Source organism: Mediterraneibacter agrestimuris (genome assembly GCF_943193195.1).
Lineage (GTDB): Bacteria > Bacillota > Clostridia > Lachnospirales > Lachnospiraceae > Schaedlerella > Schaedlerella agrestimuris.
In genome coordinates this window covers 1-18,812 of sequence record NZ_CALPDG010000016.1, presented here as the reverse complement: position 1 = coordinate 18,812, position 18,812 = coordinate 1, and the positions used below count along the sequence as shown (strand labels likewise).

Here is an 18,812-nt window from a genome sequence, read left to right as displayed (position 1 = left end):
GTCTGTTAACATGTTCTATATTATAGCACTAAATCCGATGAAAATACAATCTCATTCTGTCTTCTTGCTTCATCAATTACCCGAATCGTATCGAGAGAATATTGTAAATATCTGTGGTTCACTTCATTTTCCTGAATTAACCGTAAAAACTCCTGCACTTCATAAACCATATTATTTTCCACCGGAGTATACGGTATCACCCTACTCTCACCGCCGTCTAATGTATCACGGCAGCTCCTTCTCCTACGCACCTCCATACGCATTGGACTCCCTATATAGTCAATCAAGATTGAACCTTCCTCCCCCTGGATCACACTCGGATTCACACTTACAGATATCTTAGAATATACTGCCTCTGCCAGTAAATCTTCATATTCCATCAGAACAATTCCACTTCCCTCAAATCCATTATGAAGCTTTGTAGAATATGCCCTCACTGCCTTTGGCATACCAAGCAGACGAACCAGAGAATGTATGCAGTATACACCGATATCCATAATCGCCGCATTGGACAACTCTGGATTAAAAGCATTTAAGATTTCTCCCTGACGAAATGTATCATACCGCCCGGAATATTGACAGTATTCATATGTCACTCTCCGCAGCTTTCCGATCTCCGGCAGGCATTCCTCTGCAAGCGCCAATGCGGGATCAAAATCCGGGCGCATAGCTTCCAGCAGAATTACACCATTTTCACGGGCACAGTCAATCATACTTTGCACTTCCCTTTCATTGACTGCCATAACTTTCTCACAAAGTACATGTTTTTTATGGCGCAGCGCTTCCAGCGTCTGCTGACAGTGGATCACATTCGGTGATGCCACGTATACCGCATTGATTTCCGATGATAAAAATTCCTCGTAATCAGTAAAAACGTGTGTAATTCCATATTTCTCTGCAAACACGGAACCTGTTTCCTGCTTTCTGGAATACACCGCATACAATTCCACTCCCGGCACCTGTATTGCTGCACGGCAGAGATTATCACTTATATAATTCGTTCCGATAATTCCAATTTTTAAGGACATAATCATTCCCTCCCCGTATCATTTATAAAGTCAGAAATATTTCAGATAGTCTTTATTTCTCCCAGCTCTCTCCGGTTGCATAATCAATCTCAATTCCGGGCTGCACATTGTAACAATACACATTAAACCGTACTCCGCTTCCGCCGTCTTCCACAGACTCTGCCTCAATCTGCACCCCTCTTGCCACCATATCAGCCCCATCATACACCGGAGTGACACGATACATCACATGATTCCCTGTTTCACGGATATAAGATGCCACTTTATTTTCCAATGGCAGCATTCCATCAACATTCATATATCGGGTTCCGGTAATCAGATTCTTCTCATTGTCATTCTCACCTGCTAACTGAAACCCAATCAAATGACAGCGGTTATATAAATATTTCTGATCAATTTCTTCATATTTTACATTCTGCCAGCCTGTTGGCTTCACCTGACTGATACTTTCCCGCTTCTCCTTCGGCATCAGTTCTTGTCCCAGCTTTGCATATGCTGTACCGCAGCGGCTAAGCAAATCCAGGGAACTGTATCTTTCAAAAGCCTCCCTCTCAAAGTCCGCCTTGTCAAACTGAGGAACATTACCATTTATCTCCACATACGGCGCACCGGCATATTCCGGAATATCTGCAAGCAAAACCTTCGGTTCCGCCCCCGGGACAAATTCATCCCATAGTTCCTGTCCCCACTGTATCAGCTTGCTGGCTGGTTTCGCCAGACCGACTTTCTCCCCCGCTTCATAAACCGCAGTCTGTACCTGCGTCTTTACTTCGGATAATTGTGCCCTCGCATCGGCTCCCCCAAGCTGCGCATAAAGACCAATGCCGCTCAATACAATAATCAGCATAGCAGCTATGAAGTTTCTTATGCTGTGTCTTTTCTTTCTCTTTCGTGCTCCTGCCACGTCCTGTCAACTCCCCACTCGCAGAATCCACCCTATAACACAGTTGTTTTAAGGGGAGTGTATCACATCTTCTGCAATTGGACAAGCACATAATTCTATACCCATCCGGGCATCCCATAATTCATGCCTTCGGCGGGCGGATTCAGTAACAGTGCAGCCGAAAGGCTGAACTGTTACTACATCTATTTTCCTATTCCGAATAAATCTTGATTTATCCACTTTTTCATGCTATACTTTCATTCGTTGCAAAGCCCTTTACTCGCAGGCAAAAACCAAGGTCTTATTGGGCTTGCCGCCGATTTCCGGCGTTATGGGAAACCAGCAAAGACATCCACCGGATAACTTTGCTGCCCGCTGAGGCGCGTGTGTTCGAGACCTTCCACACGTAAAACAAAACTTTAAAAACCATGCTTTTTTACATTTTTATCATGTTATATCTTCCTTTGAAACGTTATGTTTCAAAGGATTTTCTTTTTATCATCTTCTTTCTTGTGACATCCAAAGTTGGACATTTTTTTGGACAAAATAATAGACAGGATATATGGACTATCCTGCCTTAAAACGCTTTTGATATTTTATTCATTTCCTCGGATTTTGTATCCGGTAATACATGAGAGTATAAATCCATTGTCATAGCCAAGGAACTATGCCCCAGTATTGTTTTTAAAACCTGTGGCTGCATTCCTGCCTCTATGGCTCTTGTAGCAAAGGTATGGCGGAAGATATGTGGACGTGTCAAGTATGGGACAAAAAAATATTTCTTTTTTCTTGCCGGATAGTACCTGACCATTCCAATCAGGTACCCCAGCACTTTTATTATCTTCCACAAAATCGCTCTTGTCCAGAACATTTTATCTCTGCCCTAAAAATACATCATCAAAATTCCATTCAATTTCGATTTCCTCCTGGCTATGCACCCGGATAACCTTGATGATCTCCCGTAACTTCTCTGTATCGAATTTCTCCATGTTCAGAAATTCTTCCAGTTTCATTTCCTTCGCAGTATTGTCCTGCTTAAGCATCTTTGCATCACGTTCAGACTCTGCTATCTTTCGTCTGATTTCTTCCAGCTGTCTGCCTATCTTTTCTGCTTTCTGCTTGTACAGTTCCCGATCAATACAACCATCTTTGTACCCATCATAAAGTCTCATTTTTTCAGAAGACAACTGGCGGCTCTGTTTCAACAATTCTGCAACATTCGTCTCCATACCTTTGCTCTGGTTCTTTGATTTAACAATTTTCCGGTTTTCCAGCATGGAAGATGCAAACTGATGAACAAGTTCCAGGATATGCTTTTCCATTGGCTCACGTCTGACCACCAGGCTTCGACAGACATGATCACCGCTGGTACGCCCATCCGAGCATTTCAGTAGATGCTCCGTTTCTCTTACCAGACAATGACCACAGTGTGCACACAACATCAGTGCTGGCTGTTTCTTGCGTCTTGCCAGCGTATAATTGGTTCTTGTTTCTGCAACACCTCTGGATTTTTTCGGATGCAGTCTGTTCGCTTTTTCAAACAGTTCCCTGTCAACAATCGGATCATGGTGGTTTTCCAGCCTGATCCAGTCAGACTCGTCATTAAGAACCGCCTTATGACCGGTGTGCATACTGCAGCGTGTTTTACCCCATATCCGGGTTCCAATATAAATCTCATCCCGTATGATTGCAGATACTGTGGTTGGATTCCAGCGTTTTTTCATGATGGTATCAAATCGTCGGAACTGAACCTGCTCTCCTCTTGACATTTTCTGCTCATCACAGGTGGCAATTTCCTGTTTGTTCAGTTCCCTTGTGATCTCTGCAAAGCTCATACCTTCTGCAGCCATCTGGAAGATCATCTTCACCACTTTAGCCGCATCTGGATCAACTTCCAGCCTTCCATCTTTGCCCTTTCTATAACCATATCTGGCATTTACCGGAAGCCTTGTACCGTTTTTCATTCTGGTCTGCATTGCGGATGAGATTTTTTTCGACAAATCCAGGCTATACATGTTATAAACCAGATTTTTCAAAGCCACATTCATACCGCCGGTCATTCCAGAGCTGGCTGCACTGTCATAACTGTCATTAATGGAAATAAATCTGATCTGAAGAAGCGGAAAAATATACTCAATATAAAATCCCACTTCCAGATAGTCCCTGCCAAACCTGGAGAAATCTTTCACAACTACACAGCCGATCTGTCCGCTTTTCATATCCTCCTGCAACTGTTGAAAACCATTGCGTTTGAAATGGGTGCCGCTAACACCGTCATCCACATATTCAAGGATATCCGACTCATCCACACCAAGCTGATCGATCACAAACGATTTCAACAGGATCCTCTGAGAAGTCACACTGTCACTTTCCAGTTTGGTTCTGCCATCCACATTCTCATCTTCCATAGATAAACGGATATAGACAGCTGTTTTCCTATTTTCTGTCATCTTGACTGTGCCTCCTTCTCTTTCATTATCTTTTGCAATTCAGCGAACTGGTCATCATATACCAGTTTGATTTCATAATCATACTTACCATGGATAATAATGGAATCCACAAAGGCATCCACCATTTCTTTTGTCAGCTTCCGCTTAGACATATAAGTATGTATCACTTTCCCCCATCCTTCTTCGATATGATAATCTTGGGAATACCGTACCTGCGCCGTCAATACTGCATCCAGACGGCTCTTGATGTTTTCTATTTCATTGGAATAGATACGGGAAAACTGCATGTACTCTTCTTCTGTAATCAGGCGTTCCGAATAATCCTCATATAAATCAGATTTACGCTTACTGATCCGGCTCAGTTCCCGCCGAAGTTTCCCTACTTCCTTGTCCAAAAGCAAATATTGCGTCTGGTTTCTGGAAGCGGAGTTCATTTCCCGGATCATTTTTTCTGTATCCAGTACGTTTTTCATATGTGACTGGATCAGACGAAGGACATCTTCATCCACGTATTCTTTTTTGACCCTGTGCCCCTTGCACTGGTTTCCTCCTGATTTATGGTTTGCATTGGCACCGCAGATATAATAAAATGTCCCGGACTTTTCCCTGGACAGGATCATGCGGTTGCCACATCCTCCACACCTGATCTTGCCGGTATAAAAATTCTGGCTCCGGATGGCTCCATTATTCAGCTGATGCCTCTTTTTATATTCTTCCGTAAATTCCCGGATTTTTTCCTGTACCTGGCGGAACAGCTCTTTATCTATAATCCCTTCGTGGGTATTCTCTGCATAGATCCACTCACTCTCCGGTCTGTTTCTCTGCTTATTTCCCTGGAAAACGCTCTGCTGATATTTTCCATATACGGAATCCCCGGTACAATGAACATCCTGAAGCACACGTTTTACTTCATAATTATTCCACGGTTTGGACTCTGGGGATGGCTTTTCCCCGAATCTATAATATTCCCTCTGCAAAGTTGGGGACAAGACGCCATCAGCGTTGAGTTTTTTTGCAATATCACTGTAACTGCATCCATCCATATACATAGAAAAAATCGCCCGTAAATGTCCGGCAGCTTCCTCGTCAACTACCAGCTGGTGTCTGTCCTGTTCTGATTTCCTATATCCATAGGGTTCCCAGGCACCGGTAAATTTCCCTTCTCTCCACAATGCTTTTTTTGCACTGCTGCTCTTTTTTGCAAGGTCTTTGGAATAGAACTCATTGATAATATTCTTTAAGGGAACAGTCAGATCCACTCCCTCCCGGAAAGAATCAAAATTATCCGTCACTGCCAGGAACCGTACATGAAAGAACGGGAATACACGCTCAATATAATTGCTTGTTTCTACATAATTCCTGCCAAGCCTGGACAAATCCTTTACAATCACGCAGTTGATTTTCCCATGCTTGATATCTTCCATCATCTGTGTAAATCCAGGACGGTCAAAATTTGTACCGGAATAATCAGAATCCTTATAAACTTCTGCAACTGAAATATCCTCTGTATCAGCCACATAGTTTTTCATCAGTTCCACCTGGGTTTCTATCGTCCCCCTCTCTATTGTTTCCTCTGTTTCCATAGAAATCCTTGCGTATAATCCTGCCCGGAACGGTCTTTTGATCTCTTCCTGAACGGCTGCACCGCTGACCGTTTCAGAAATATTTTTCCTGCTTTTTCGTGCCATTTATACAACCTCCTTTATCTTGACCTGCAGATTGTTATCCGGATCTGCTGCAACCTCCACTCCCATAGCCGGAAGCTGTGTCAGCAATGCCTGGTAGCAGTCATTAAAGTCAAAGATGATCTCAATATTCTTTTTGTCATGGACTCTGATTTCCCGAATCAATTCCACGATTACCGTCCTGGTCAGCACTTCAATATCCTGATATTTCACAAAATAATCCAGCCATGTGTTAGAAGCATCTGCTTTTTCCAGCATGTTATCCATTTCTTTCTGGATTGCCCGGATACTCTCTTCTGCATTCCTAAGCCTTTTTCCATATGCTGCATGAAGTTCTACATAATCTTCTTTTGATACGATGCCCTCTTTCATATCGGAATAAAGCATCATGCGGAGTTCCTTACAGCGTTCTGTCTCCATTTTTTTCTTTTCCAGCCTGTCCTGGAGTTTTTTCACATTGATTTCCTGAAATGGTACAGTCCCGATAAACTCCAACACCCTTTTCAAATGCATGATGTTCTGGATATGCTGTTTCAGCATTACCAATACCACGTTTTCCAGATCTTTTTCCGGGATTCTGTGACTGGAGCAGCGTTTCGTTTCTTTATTTGTGGAACATAAATAATAGGCATATTTCTTTCCAGCCACTGTTGAGACCTTTCTCGTCATCGGTGCCCCGCAATCCGCACATACAGCAATGCCGGACAGCAGATACACCTGCTTCTGGTCAGGAGAAGTACGGGTATCCATCCCCAAAAGCCGCTGGACGATCTCAAAATCCCTTTCACTTACCAGCGGCTCATGGTTCTTTTCAATACGGATCCAATCATCTTCCGGCTTTACGTAGGACTGCTTCACTTTATGGTTCGGTGTCGTACGTTTCCCCTGCACAAGGTTTCCAATGTAAACCTCATTTTCCAGTATTCTGCGTACCGTAACAGAACTCCAAAGAGCCTGCTCTTTCTGTCGGAACCCGGTCTCATAATGACTGCCGCTGCTGATCTTATATTCAAATGGTGAAAGCACACCCAGTTCATTCAGGCGGTTGGCAATCGCATCCTGGCTCATTCCCTGCAGTTTCATCTTAAAGATGTCCTGTACTACACTGCCTGCAACCGGATCAATCTCCAGCTTATGCTTGTCTGCCTTAACTTTCTGATACCCGAATGCCACAAAAGGTGTCACACATTCTCCCTTTTTCCTCTTAATTTCAAGGTTACTTCTGATCTTAATGGAAATGTCACGGCAATAAGCATCGTTGATTAAGTTTTTGAATGGGATAATAATTTCATCGGCATGATTCTTTCCCTGAAGGCTGTCATAATTGTCATTTATGGCAATAAAGCGCACACCAAGAGCCGGGAATAAACGTTCACTATTCTGGACAAGAGCACAAAAGGATAATGTACGCCGGAGGTTAGCCCGTCAGATTTTCCACTCGATTTCTACTTTCTCATTGGTCGCCCGGATAACGGTTATCAGTGCGTCCACTACCTGCCGCTTGTCCTCAAAGCTGACATTTTCCCAATCGTCCAGATAGCCGGAAATGCTTTCTATCTTTTCGGCTGGCACAGCGTCCGCAGACAATTTTGCAATCTCATTGGAAATGCTCTGCCGCTTTGCGTCCAGTTCCTCAATCCTGCTGTTTACGTAGGAGAGCAAAACCGGGCTTGCGCCTGTCAGCGTGTCAAGCAGCTTTTCAATCTCGCTCTCCACCTGCGCCAGTTCCAGCCGCTTCGCTGTCAGCTTTGGGGAGATTTTCGCCGCCTTTTTCCGTCCTGTCAGCGTCTTAAAATCTTTCAGCTTCTTTACCATCGCCCCATAGACAACCGCTTCCAGTTCGTGCAACTTCACACACCCGCAGCCGGGACAAGCCCCGCTGTCCGCATGGACGGTACAGCGCATATAGAGGATACCGTTGGAGTGTGCCGACATGAGCGCATAACCGCATTTTCCGCACTTGATTTTTCCCGCTGTCCAAGTGTTCCGGGCTTTCCTTGCGGGCTGGTAGGTATGGCTGGCAAGCAGCTTCTTTCTGCATTTTAGCCACAGTTCGGAGGGGATAAAGCCCTCGTGGGGAGCAAGCACCAGCGTCTGCCCTTGCAGGTGTTTATGTTTGTCCTCGGTGTTCCCCTTGCCCTGATAGTAATAACAGCCGTTTGTCCCCGCAAAGTCGGCGGCGTTATTGTAAATATCCGTTCCCTGGCTTTTGTAGAACTCGTATATGTCGAGGTCAGCCATGACATAAATCGGGTTGCGTAGGATAACGCTCAAAGTTGCCCTCGACAGCGGCCTGCCATGATAGGTACGCATACCGTCCGCTGTCAGTTTCTTTGTAATGTCATGCAGGGACACCTGCGGGTCTGCGTACATTTCATACATCTGCCGCACAAACGCCGCTTCTGCCGGCTCAATGACCAGCTTCTTTGTCCGCACCCCGTCCATCACATACGGCTCTGTCCGAAACCCGTAGGGTGTTTTCCCTCCCATCTTGAAACCCCGCTGACAGCGGGAGTGCCATGCGTCCTGCACCCGCTTCTGTATGGTTTCCCTTTCAAGCTGGGCGAACACGATACAGATATTCAGCATAGCCCGCCCCATCGGGGTGGAGGTATCAAACTTTTCCGTAGAGGACACAAACTCCACTTCATACTTTTGGAAGTAGTCCATCATCTTCGCAAAGTCGAGAATGGAACGGCTGATACGGTCCAGTTTGTAGACCACTACTTTCCGCACAAGTCCGCTTTCGATGTCCCTCATAAGCTGCTGGAACTCTGGACGCTCCGTATTTTTCCCGGAATACCCTTTGTCTTTGTACTCTTTACAGTTACTGCCTTTTAGTTCATATTTGCAAAACTCAATCTGGCTTTCAATGGAAATGCTGTCCTTTTTGTCCACCGATTGTCTTGCATAGATCGCGTCTATTCGATTATCCATATTGTCGCTCCTTTTCTAAAAAAGAAACGGAGCTACTGACAGTTTCATTATACCGCCAGCAGCCCCGCAAATCAACGATGGCTTCGGAAAACCTTACGCCCCGGCTTCCTCGTTCTGCCGCTTGTCGGCGTACTTGCGGAACACCTCATAAAGCTGCTGTTCCAGCTCCCGGCGTTTCTCCGCTTCCTGCTCCGGCGTGAATATTGGGGAGAGATTTTCCAGCGTGATTTCCTTTCCCTGAAAAGTCACGATTTCGGTTTCTTTCTTGTATCTGATACTGTTACTTATAAAATCACCTTTCCTTTCTGCAATGCTGCTGCCGTTTCAGTTCTGCCAGCACCTCCGGCGGGATACGCTCAACCAGTCTTTGGATATTGTGCAGTTCGCTTTCTAACTTCGCCCGTTCCATACGGTCTTGCATTTTGCCGCTTTCGCTGGCTTTGGCTCTGGCTTCCAACTGCTGATTTTCTTCCAAAAGGCCATTGATTGTGACCTTGTACTTTTTCAGTTGCCCGGAGAAGTTGTCCATCTGCGGGAACCATTTTTTCAGCATAGCGAGGGCTTCCTCTTTCTTCTTTCCGGCGTTCAGTGGGTTAATGCTGTCAAGGGTGACTTCAATGGCTCTTGCCTGTTTGGAGAGGGAAACCGCCTGTTTGAACAGCCGGGTGGGGATATGCTTCCTGCCCGTCTTGCTGGCGCTTTCCCCACGCTCCAAATCTGTGTATTTCTCCACCATGTAGGCGTGAAAATCGTCCTGCCATTTTGTCAAATTCGCCCGGTTGCCTAAAATCTCTTTGGCGCACAGGCGGTTGTCCTGTGTCAGCGGAACAAAGGTCAAATGCAGGTGTGGCGTTTTCTCGTCCATGTGAACCACCGCCGACACGATATTTTCTTTGCCCACTCTTTCAATGAGGAAGTCCGCCGCTCGCTGGAAAAACGCTTGAATTTCCTTTGGGGACTTCTTCTTAAAAAACTCCGGGCTGGCGGTAATCAGCGTATCTACAAACCGGGTGCTGTCCTTGCGGGTGCGACACCCTGCCTGTTCAATGCGGTTCTGGATAAAGTGGTAGTATCTACCCTCTGGCTTAATGATATGGAAGTTGTACTTGCTCCGGCTGGTGTCAATGTCGGGATTGCTGGCGTACTGTTCCTTTTGCCGTTCGTGATGGGCTTCCAGCGGTCTTGCCGGGTTGCCCTTGTGCTTTTCAAACCGCAAAATTGCGTGCTGTGCCATGAAACTCCTTTCCCCGTTCCCTTCCTTTCCAGCGGGTTTCCCCGCCAAAATTATCTCTGATAGGATAGGAATGAAATAGATATAAATCAATCGTTTTAATCTTTGTATTTCTATATACCGTCCAGTTTCCGTACTTCAAGAGGATTGATTATCGTACTTGTCGAGTACGGTTTTCAATTCGACCGCGTACCATAATCGGATTTCTTAAAGTCGGTGTTTGAAACCGCTTCATAAGATTTTGGATAAATGCGATTGGGTTTTCCGCAGCCCTGTTTCTTAATGTCAATCAACTCCGCATACTGCAACTCTCGCAAGGTGTTGACTGCTTTTTGCCGCCCACAATGGAGCAGGGCAACCACCTCGCAAATGGGATAATACAGGTAAATGCGACCGTACTCGTCCGCCCACCCGTTTTTCCGGGATAACTCCGCCCGCCGCAGGATAAAGGCATACAGCAGCTTTGCTTCGTTGGATAAGGGCTGGAATGTGGGCGCTTCAAAGAGAAAATTGGGGAGCCGGGTGAAGCTGGACGCCTTTCCTGGCTGATGAATATAAATCATGCTTGTCATAGTATGCTTTGTGGACGGTTAGAAAGGCATTTTCAGGGGAGGGCGATACTTTATACCACTTCTTCCGGTTCTGCCCTCTGAACGCTTTATAAATCAAGGACTTTTCAGCCCCTAACTGTCCACGCTCGACCTCCTTTTCCGTTCACTTTCTGTTTTCTGCCGCCTGTGAACTCTGGCGGCACAGTCCGGGCAGTATTTCCCTCGGTTGGATTTTGGGACGAACACACCGCCGCAGACCTCACAGCGTTTCAGATCCTTATTCCGGTAAATCGCCGCTTCCAGCGTCCCCATAAGTGGTAAGACCGCCCAACGGAACCACTTGCAGCAGACCGAGAAAGAAATCATCTGCGGGCAGGTGTGGCTGTCCCAGTCGCCAAGGGCGATACAAGCCCCGTTTTCACAATTACAGCACTCCCGCCGGATAAGGGCGTTTGCCTGTTTCCTCTGCGCCGGGTTCATGCAGTAGAGGGAACCGTCCGGTCTGCGCTCTATGGGTGGCAGTCGTTTATATGGATTATCTCTCATGCGTTTCCTCCATTTGCTTTTTCGCTGCCGTTCTCTCCGAAAGGTTTTCCGACGTTGGCACGCTCCCCGGACTTCGGGACAAGTTGTCCCGAAACTGGCTCCTTGCGTTGCTTCCCCTGCCGGGAAACGCCTTTCGAACGGTCATTCTGTTTTCAAGGTGCGGCTCATCGATGAACTAAGATAAGTCTACACCTAAATGACCGCCCGTCCCGTATATCCATAATGTCGGAAATCAGCCCGGAAAACTTTCTATTTCCACGCTCTCGGAATTGTGGTAGAATGGAAACAGCAAAGCGACAAATGACAATTTGTCTAAATAAATCAAGATAAGCACGTTGTTAATTATGTATATTAGAGGTGGGTATGATTGAATGAGAGAAATAGAAACGGTACAGAAAATACAGGACTATATACGCATACATCATAAAGATGCTAATTTCAATATAAATGATATCTGTTCTAAGATTGGGTATTCAAGGCGACAAGTTGACAGAATTTTCAAGAAGTATCTGAACAAAACATTACAAGAATATGTTAGTGCAGTTTGTTTAACGGATAGCGCAAATGAATTATTGAATACAAAAAAAACAATTTTGGAAGTCGCATTGAACAGCCATTATAAAACGCACGAGGGATTTTCGCGTTCCTTTTATAAAAAATTTCATATCAATCCCTCTGTATATCGTGAAAAAAAGATTGCTATTCCATTATTCATACAATATCCGATTAGTCACTATTATGCTTTGTTTAAAAATAAGGAGGAATTATTTATGGGTAATGATTTAAGTTTTTGTATGATTACTGTTAAAGAACGTGAAAAAAGGAAGTTGATTTATCTCCCGTCACACCATGCACAAGATTATTTTTCGTATTGCGAAGAAGTTGGCTGTGAATGGGAAGGTCTGCTAAATAGTATTCCAGAAAAATTTGAACCTGCTGCTTTGATTGAATTACCAGACAAATTAGTCGAAAATGGTTTTTCAAAGATAGCAGCAGGCGTTGAAGTGCCATTAGATTATGATAAAGAACTTCCAGAAACATATAAAACAGTGGAACTTCCAGAATGTATCATGCTTTATTTTCAAAGTGAACCATACGAGAATGAAGAGGACTTCTGTAAGGCGATTGAAATCACATATGCAGCGATAGGAAAATACAATCCTGCGGTATATGGTTATAAATTCGCATATGATATAGCCCCAAGTTTTAACTTCGGTGCAGATACAAGTACGGGAGCAAGGATAGCTGTTCCAGTAATACTAACGGCTTGAATAGCTATAAATTCCAGTTCGTATAGAGCATGATGAATTAGAATTTGAAAGGTAAAAATATGAAACCAGAAGAAATATTAAAGTATTGTCTTAAAAATTTAAAAGATACAGTTTTGGTAGATAGCTGGGGAGAAAAGGGAATATTTTATAATCCCAATCATGTTTTAAAAAGAGGCGTGTATATACTTACAATAAAAGAAAAAGATGGAGATAATGACAACGGCTCAAATTTGGATAGAGAAAATGTATACAGAGTTAATTTAGGAATTCGCAAAAAAACTTTTATAGAATTATTTAGTGATGTACCTAAAAGACCAAGTGCGGGAGAAATAGTAAGTATGAATTATGATTTCACAGAATTAAATAAGATAATTCCACATCCTGTATATGCTTGGATGGGCTGGATTTCTGTATTAAATCCGTCAGATAAAACCTTTGAAAAATTAAAACCATTTATTCAAGAAGCTTATGAATATGCCGTAGAAAAATTTAAGAAAAGAAAAGTATAAATCCGAAGTTGTAACAAAGATTATTTATACAACGAATGGAGGTATACTTTTGGAAACAGTAGAATTAAGATTTCAATATACTCAAAGTGAATATATAAGAGCAGAAAGGCAATATTTAATTTCTAGTAAAATTATACATAAATATGATATTGCTTTAGTCACTGTATTTTTGCTGCTGTCGGTAGTTTATATGCTGTTCACCTCTTTTAGCATATTTAGTATTTTAATATTTGGATTGGTAATTGTTGTAACTGCATTGGGAAGCTATTTATATATTCTAATGCCTATACTGAAATTCAAGCAAACTGCAAAATATCATGAGGAATATACGCTGGTATTCTCAAAAGAAACAATTAAATTTAAAACACAAAGCATTGAATCAGAAATGAAGTGGGATATTTACTCTGCACTATGGGAAAGCCATGATTTTTATTATTTAATTCAAGCACCACGAATATATACGTTAATTCCAAAAAGAGTTTTTAAAGACCTAAACGAAAAACAACTATTTGAAGAAATTACACAATCAAGAGTAAAAACAACAAAACATGTATAATAAACATACCCCACAATGTAACAACTTCCTATTTTATAGAGTGGACAAGGAGGGAGAGCATGGAACTATCCACACAAGAACGCTTAAAAGACCTGCGTGTGGAGCGTGGCTTGACACTGGAACAGCTTGCGGAGCAAACGCACCTCTCCAAGTCTGCGCTGGGCAGTTATGAAGCGGATGACTTCAAGGATATCAGCCACTATGCTCTTATCAAACTGGCGAAATTTTACCGCGTGACTGCCGACTATCTGCTGGGGCTGTCCGAAACAAAAAATTACCCAAACGCCGATCTTGCAGACCTGTGTTTGAGTGATGATATGATTGAACTATTGAAAAGTGGGTTGGTAGACAATTCCCTCTTGTGTGAACTGGCGGTGCACCCGGATTTTCCCCGGCTGATGGCTGACCTTGAAATTTATGTGAATGGAATTGCCGGGAAGCAGGTGCAGGGCGCAAACGCCATTGTGGACGCTATGAGCGCAACCATTATGAAGCAACATAATTCCGGCTTGACCGACCCGCAGTTAAGACAGCTTATCGCCGCCCATATTGACGATGACAGCTTTTGCCGCTATGTGATACAGCAGGACATAAACAATATAGCATTTGACCTGCGGGAAACCCACAAGGACGATTTTTTCAGCGTCCCGGAGGATAACCCGCTGAAAGGATTGTTGCAGGCCGCAGACGAAGCCGCCAGCGAGGACGATGACATGGAGCAAGCATCTATGGCTTTTATCTGCAAACAGCTCAAATTGAATTTGAAGAAGCTGTCAGAAGAAGAAAAGAAGTGGCTGAAAAAGATTGCGGAGAAATCGGACTTGCTGAAAAATCCAACCCCACAGCGGGGGAGAAAATAAAAGAGCAGAAAACCAAAGTATGCGGAGGTATTTATGAAGAAAATTCTTGTTTTATGTATTGCACTTATTAGTATGGCGGCCTTAACATCATGCAAAAGTTCCATAGCCAATGCCAATACCGCAGATGGTGTAAAAATCGAAATGCAATTAAATGAAAATTATGATGATACAGAACCATTTATCAATGAAAAGCTATTTTGTGTATCAAATGATTTAGAGAATGTGACAGCAAAATGTGAATTGGAAATGGATGGAGAAAAAGGAATTTTAGAAATCAAGAACAATAAAACAAATGAGATTTTATGGAGTAATACATGGGACGGAGCAGTTGAATTAACTACTTTTTCCATTTCACTGGACAATCTAAAAAAGGATGACGAATATGCTGTATGTTTTACAGGGACAGGAATAAAAAATACAATAATTTCTATTAGCTTTGAAAATGATTATGTTCAAGAACGTGAAAAGCCACTCAAATAATTTCCTAATCTATCGGGGAAATAGCAAAGCCAGGCGAGCCAGTCAACGGTCAAGATGAACGGCGCATAAATGCGCCGCCGCTGACAGTCCCGCCTGTCTTTGCTGATGGGTAGTCAAGGCGGGAAAGCCCTAAAATAGCTTTCCTGCCCATTTCAATTTTGAGAGAAAAATCCGTCTTCTTTTTTGTGAGTGTGGCTATCCGTTTGGGACACTTTGTCTCATAGTCCGGCGTGGAACGGAAGTTCCATATACGCCCTGTCTGCTGATAAGACCAGTCTTGCGCTTGCGGCTCCACGTCACGCAATCACAGCCCTGTTTTCCTGCCGCTCCAAATGCTATTGCCTTTCCCGGTGGCAATCCCATTTTCGCAGCAACGCTGACAGAGCGTATAACACACTACACTTTGCAAGCAAAGTCGTGTGCCAAGGGGCAAGCCCCTTTGGAAACCCCAACAAACAACAAAAAGGCTGAATATCCCGCACTTTCCCTGTGCCGGATATTCAACCTTTATTTGTTGTCAGCAGCCCCATTTCATGGTCTGCCTTTTGTGTCCTTGTCCATAATGTTTCAATGTACTTCCCGGAATCAATGTATTCCCGCCCAAACCGAGATAAATCTTTCACCACTACGCAATCAACAATCCCACGCCTGATATCTTCCAGCATAGCCTGGAATGCAGGGCGCTCGAAAGCTGACGTTAGATAACGATACTTTTGAAAACACTGGAAAATCAGGGTTTTTCGAGCGACGGACAAGCAGGGGATTGTACTAAAAACTGAATACGACGCAGAAGCGGCGTTTCTTACTCTCTACATGGGAGAACAGGAACGCCGCTTTTTTCATGCCCTTTGTTACGCAGTAGGGGCAGAAAAAGCCTTGCTACAAGCGGTTTTCCGGGCGCGTATCTGGCGCGGAAAGGGATTTATACCTTATCCCCCGAAACTGCGCTTCTACTGCGTAACAAATCCAAAGCAAAGGAGCTATGAACTATGGCAGTTTTCAGAGTGGAACGGAACAAAGGCTACACCGTAATGAGCAACCACCACCTACGCAACAAGGAGCTTTCCCTAAAGGCAAAGGGGCTGTTGTCGCAAAATGCTGTCACTCCCCGAAGATTGGGACTACACCTTGAAAGGCTTATCCCTTATCAACCGGGAGAAGATAGACGCTATCCGCGAAGCCATTAAGGAGCTTGAACGCGCCGGGTATATCGTCCGGTCAAGGGAGCGCGACGAGAAAGGACGCTTGCGGGGCGCGGACTATGTGATATTCGAGCAGCCGCAGCCGCCTACGCCGGATTTACCTACATTGGAAAATCCAACATTGGATAATCCAACACAGGAAAAACCAACATTGGAAAAACCTACGTTGGAAAATCCAACGCAATTAAATAAAGATATACAAAGAACTGACTTACCAAAAAAAGAAAAATCAAATACAGATTTATCAAGTACCCATTCCATTCCTATCCTTTCCCCTAACCCCTCTCCTTGCGGTGAAGCGGCTACGCCGCCGGAACGGAAAGGAACGGAAGCGGCAGCACAGAGCGCAGTAGAGATATACCGGGAAATCATCAAGGACAATATCGACTACCACATTCTCAAACAGGACATGAAGTTTGACGGGGACAGGCTGGACGAGATTGTAGACCTCATGCTTGAAACCGTATGCACCGCCAGAAAGCGGGTACGGATTGCGGGGGACGACTACCCGGCAGAGCTTGTGAAATCTAAGTTTATGAAACTGGACGGCGAGCATATCCGCTTTGTGCTTGACTGTATGCGGGAGAACACAACGAAAATCCGCAACATCAAGCAATATCTGAAAGCAGCCCTTTTCAACGCCCCGTCCACTATCGGCAATTATTACACTTCCCTTGTCGCCCATGACATGGCAAGCGGCGCACTGTCACCGAAGAAGCCGCAGTACGGCGACCCGGACTATTATTCATGCAACGAGGGCGAAAGCCTGTAACCACCCACAACCACAAAAGGAGGATTTTATTATGGCACAGAAAATGACAGGAGCATTGGTATTTGACGAGCGCACCGACCGTTACGACATCCGCTTTGACTTAAACAGCTACTACGGGGGCTTGCATTGCGGCGAGTGCTTTGACGTATTCGTGCGGGGCAAGTGGAAGCCGACCCGGATTGAGTACGGCGACAACTGGTATCTTGTGGGTATCAGAGCCGAGGACTTGAACGGGCTGCGGGTGCGTATCTGACCGCCGCCCCATAAAGAAACGCGAAAGGAGGACGCGACAAATTGCAGGACGAAGTAAACGAAAAGACCATAGCCCTTTACATCAAGACCGGGAAGCTGACCGCGCAGACGCTCCAAAAGGCAATGAAAGCCATACTGTCAAAGGGCAAAAAGCAGCTTGCAAAACCGCCACAGGGCAAGCAGAGCTTAAAGCAGCTTATGAAGCAGAACGCGGGCGTTTCCAACATTGAGATTACCGAGGGCAATATCAAAGCCTTTGAGAGTACGGCGAAAAAGTACGGTATCAACTTTGCGCTGAAAAAGGATGCGACGGAAAGCCCGCCCCGCTATCTGGTTTTCTTCAAGGGGCGGGACGCGGACGTACTGACCGCAGCCTTTAAGGAATTTTCCGCAAAAAAGCTGACACAGGAGAAAAAGCCCTCAATCCGAAAGCTGCTCTCTACCCTCAAAGAAGCTGCACAGGGCAGAAACGCGGAACGGGCAAAGGTCAAGAACAAGGACAGGGAGGTATCGCTATGAAGCCGGAAATCAAGAAGCTGCTTATCCTAAATCTCCCGTATCTGCTCTTTGTCTGGCTCTTTGATAAAGTGGGCGCGGCTGTCCGGCTCTCCCCCGGCGCGGACGCAAGCGCAAAGCTGCTACATCTTGGGGACGGTTTTACCGCCGCCTTTTCCAGTATCGCGCCGAGCTTCCACCCGGCAGACTTAGCTTTAGGCATTGCGGGGGCGGTCATTGTCCGGCTGATTATCTACACCAAAGGCAAGAACGCGAAGAAATACCGCCGCGGGACAGAATACGGTTCGGCGCGTTGGGGCGGGGCTGACGACATAAAGCCGTACACCGACCCGGTATTTGAGAACAATATCCCCCTCACGCAGACGGAACGGCTCACCATGAACAGCCGACCGAAGCAGCCGAAATACGCCCGCAACAAGAACATTCTTGTAATCGGCGGTTCCGGCAGCGGCAAGACAAGGTTTTTCGTCAAACCGTCGCTTATGCAAATGCACAGCAGCTATGTTGTCACAGACCCGAAAGGCACCGTCTTAATCGAGTGCGGGAAGCTCTTACAGCGGGGCGGCTACCAGATTAAAGTGCTGAATACGATTAACTTCAAGAAATCCATGAAATACAATCCCTTTGCCTATCTGCGGAGCGAAAAGGACATTTTGAAGTTAGTCAATACCATTATCGCCAACACCAAAGGCGACGGGGAGAAATCCGGCGAGGATTTTTGGGTGAAAGCGGAAAAGCTCTACTACACCGCGCTAATCGGCTATATCTGGTATGAAGCCCCGGACGAGGAAAAGAACTTCACGACGCTGCTTGAAATGATAAATGCGTCGGAAGCCCGCGAGGACGACGAGGACTTCCAGAACCCGGTTGACCTCATGTTTGAACGTCTGGAAGAAAAAGACCCGGAGCATTTTGCGGTCAAGCAGTACCGCAAATACAAACTTGCGGCGGGCAAGACCGCAAAAAGCATACTTATCTCATGCGGTGCGAGGTTATTGATTATTATCAAGCTTGGGAGCCACCGTTCTTAAGCTTGAGAGCAATTGGAATCTACTGTATTATCAAGCTTGAGAGCCACCACTA

Annotated in this window: 17 protein-coding genes and 5 pseudogenes; 9 read left to right on the top strand and 13 right to left on the bottom strand. The window is 45.0% G+C overall.

The features are described 5' to 3' along the window. Positions 1-20 precede the first annotated feature (20 nt). From NFS18_RS09545 to NFS18_RS09495, 11 genes and pseudogenes are all read right to left on the bottom strand, one after another. Positions 21-1,028 (bottom strand): Gfo/Idh/MocA family protein, encoded by a 1,008-nt coding sequence (locus NFS18_RS09545; RefSeq protein WP_251389816.1) that lies wholly within the window; start codon positions 1,026-1,028, stop codon positions 21-23. Positions 1,029-1,086: 58 nt separating this feature from the next. Further along, a pseudogene (locus tag NFS18_RS09540) lies at positions 1,087-1,668 on the bottom strand (DNA/RNA non-specific endonuclease); the annotation flags it as partial. An 820-nt stretch (positions 1,669-2,488) separates the two neighbouring features. Further along, a pseudogene (locus NFS18_RS19725) lies at positions 2,489-2,662 on the bottom strand (tyrosine-type recombinase/integrase); the annotation flags it as partial. A gap of 121 nt (positions 2,663-2,783) precedes the next feature. Next, positions 2,784-4,361 carry a recombinase family protein gene (locus tag NFS18_RS09530; RefSeq protein ID WP_251389815.1) on the bottom strand — a complete coding sequence of 526 codons (1,578 nt, stop codon included), beginning with the start codon at positions 4,359-4,361 and terminating at the stop codon, positions 2,784-2,786. Then, positions 4,358-6,049, bottom strand: a complete 1,692-nt coding sequence (locus tag NFS18_RS09525) for a recombinase family protein (protein ID WP_251389814.1) — start codon at positions 6,047-6,049, stop codon at positions 4,358-4,360. Before NFS18_RS09525 ends, NFS18_RS09530 begins: the two co-directional genes overlap by 4 nt. Next, a complete protein-coding gene (locus NFS18_RS09520; protein ID WP_251389813.1) occupies positions 6,050-7,231 on the bottom strand; it encodes a recombinase family protein in 1,182 nt (393 codons plus the stop codon). It abuts the gene before it with no gap. A gap of 240 nt (positions 7,232-7,471) precedes the next feature. After that, a complete protein-coding gene (locus NFS18_RS09515; protein WP_016316878.1) occupies positions 7,472-8,983 on the bottom strand; it encodes a recombinase family protein in 1,512 nt (503 codons plus the stop codon). A 93-nt stretch (positions 8,984-9,076) separates the two neighbouring features. Beyond that, on the bottom strand, positions 9,077-9,232 hold the full coding sequence (locus NFS18_RS09510; protein WP_022788525.1) for a hypothetical protein: 156 nt from the start codon (positions 9,230-9,232) through the stop codon (positions 9,077-9,079). A 43-nt stretch (positions 9,233-9,275) separates the two neighbouring features. Beyond that, complete coding sequence (gene mobV, locus NFS18_RS09505) at positions 9,276-10,217, bottom strand: MobV family relaxase (protein ID WP_016316877.1); 942 nt, start codon at positions 10,215-10,217, stop codon at positions 9,276-9,278. Between the two features lie 173 nt (positions 10,218-10,390). Then, positions 10,391-10,786 (bottom strand): replication initiator protein A, encoded by a 396-nt coding sequence (locus NFS18_RS09500; RefSeq protein ID WP_022788524.1) that lies wholly within the window; start codon positions 10,784-10,786, stop codon positions 10,391-10,393. A gap of 111 nt (positions 10,787-10,897) precedes the next feature. Beyond that, the gene (locus NFS18_RS09495; protein ID WP_016316875.1) at positions 10,898-11,311 is read right to left on the bottom strand and encodes a cysteine-rich VLP domain-containing protein; all 414 of its coding nucleotides are present in this window, start codon (positions 11,309-11,311) and stop codon (positions 10,898-10,900) included. 371 nt (positions 11,312-11,682) lie between these two features. Between NFS18_RS09495 and NFS18_RS09490 the strand changes: the two genes are divergently transcribed. The 5 genes from NFS18_RS09490 to NFS18_RS09470 are packed head-to-tail and all read left to right on the top strand — an operon-like array spanning position 11,683 to position 14,987. Beyond that, the gene (locus NFS18_RS09490) at positions 11,683-12,582 is read left to right on the top strand and encodes a helix-turn-helix transcriptional regulator (protein WP_016316874.1); all 900 of its coding nucleotides are present in this window, start codon (positions 11,683-11,685) and stop codon (positions 12,580-12,582) included. Between the two features lie 59 nt (positions 12,583-12,641). Next, positions 12,642-13,091, top strand: a complete 450-nt coding sequence (locus NFS18_RS09485; RefSeq protein ID WP_022788523.1) for a DUF6194 family protein — start codon at positions 12,642-12,644, stop codon at positions 13,089-13,091. Between the two features lie 49 nt (positions 13,092-13,140). Beyond that, positions 13,141-13,647 carry a YcxB family protein gene (locus tag NFS18_RS09480; protein ID WP_016316873.1) on the top strand — a complete coding sequence of 169 codons (507 nt, stop codon included), beginning with the start codon at positions 13,141-13,143 and terminating at the stop codon, positions 13,645-13,647. Positions 13,648-13,706: 59 nt separating this feature from the next. Beyond that, entirely contained in the window at positions 13,707-14,507 is an 801-nt protein-coding gene (locus NFS18_RS09475) for a helix-turn-helix domain-containing protein (protein ID WP_016316872.1), read from the top strand. Positions 14,508-14,540: 33 nt separating this feature from the next. Beyond that, a complete protein-coding gene (locus tag NFS18_RS09470; protein ID WP_016316871.1) occupies positions 14,541-14,987 on the top strand; it encodes a DUF4624 family lipoprotein in 447 nt (148 codons plus the stop codon). Between the two features lie 49 nt (positions 14,988-15,036). Here NFS18_RS09470 and NFS18_RS09465 read toward each other — a convergent pair whose 3' ends face one another. Beyond that, entirely contained in the window at positions 15,037-15,291 is a 255-nt protein-coding gene (locus NFS18_RS09465; protein WP_164991315.1) for a hypothetical protein, read from the bottom strand. A gap of 253 nt (positions 15,292-15,544) precedes the next feature. Beyond that, positions 15,545-15,742: pseudogene (locus NFS18_RS19365) on the bottom strand (recombinase family protein); the annotation flags it as partial. Positions 15,743-15,976: 234 nt separating this feature from the next. On the opposite strand from NFS18_RS19365, the pseudogene NFS18_RS09455 reads away from it, so the two are divergent. The 4 genes and pseudogenes from NFS18_RS09455 to NFS18_RS09440 all read left to right on the top strand — a co-directional run. Then, positions 15,977-16,961: pseudogene (locus tag NFS18_RS09455) on the top strand (DUF6017 domain-containing protein). A gap of 31 nt (positions 16,962-16,992) precedes the next feature. Further along, positions 16,993-17,214, top strand: coding sequence for a DUF5348 domain-containing protein (locus NFS18_RS09450; RefSeq protein ID WP_002569164.1), 222 nt, complete (start codon positions 16,993-16,995; stop codon positions 17,212-17,214). Between the two features lie 41 nt (positions 17,215-17,255). Beyond that, complete coding sequence (locus NFS18_RS09445; protein WP_251389811.1) at positions 17,256-17,732, top strand: PcfB family protein; 477 nt, start codon at positions 17,256-17,258, stop codon at positions 17,730-17,732. Beyond that, positions 17,729-18,724 (top strand): annotated as a pseudogene (locus NFS18_RS09440) (VirD4-like conjugal transfer protein, CD1115 family); the annotation flags it as partial. The gene NFS18_RS09445 and the pseudogene NFS18_RS09440, both read left to right, overlap by 4 nt. Between the last annotated feature and the right edge of the window lie 88 nt (positions 18,725-18,812).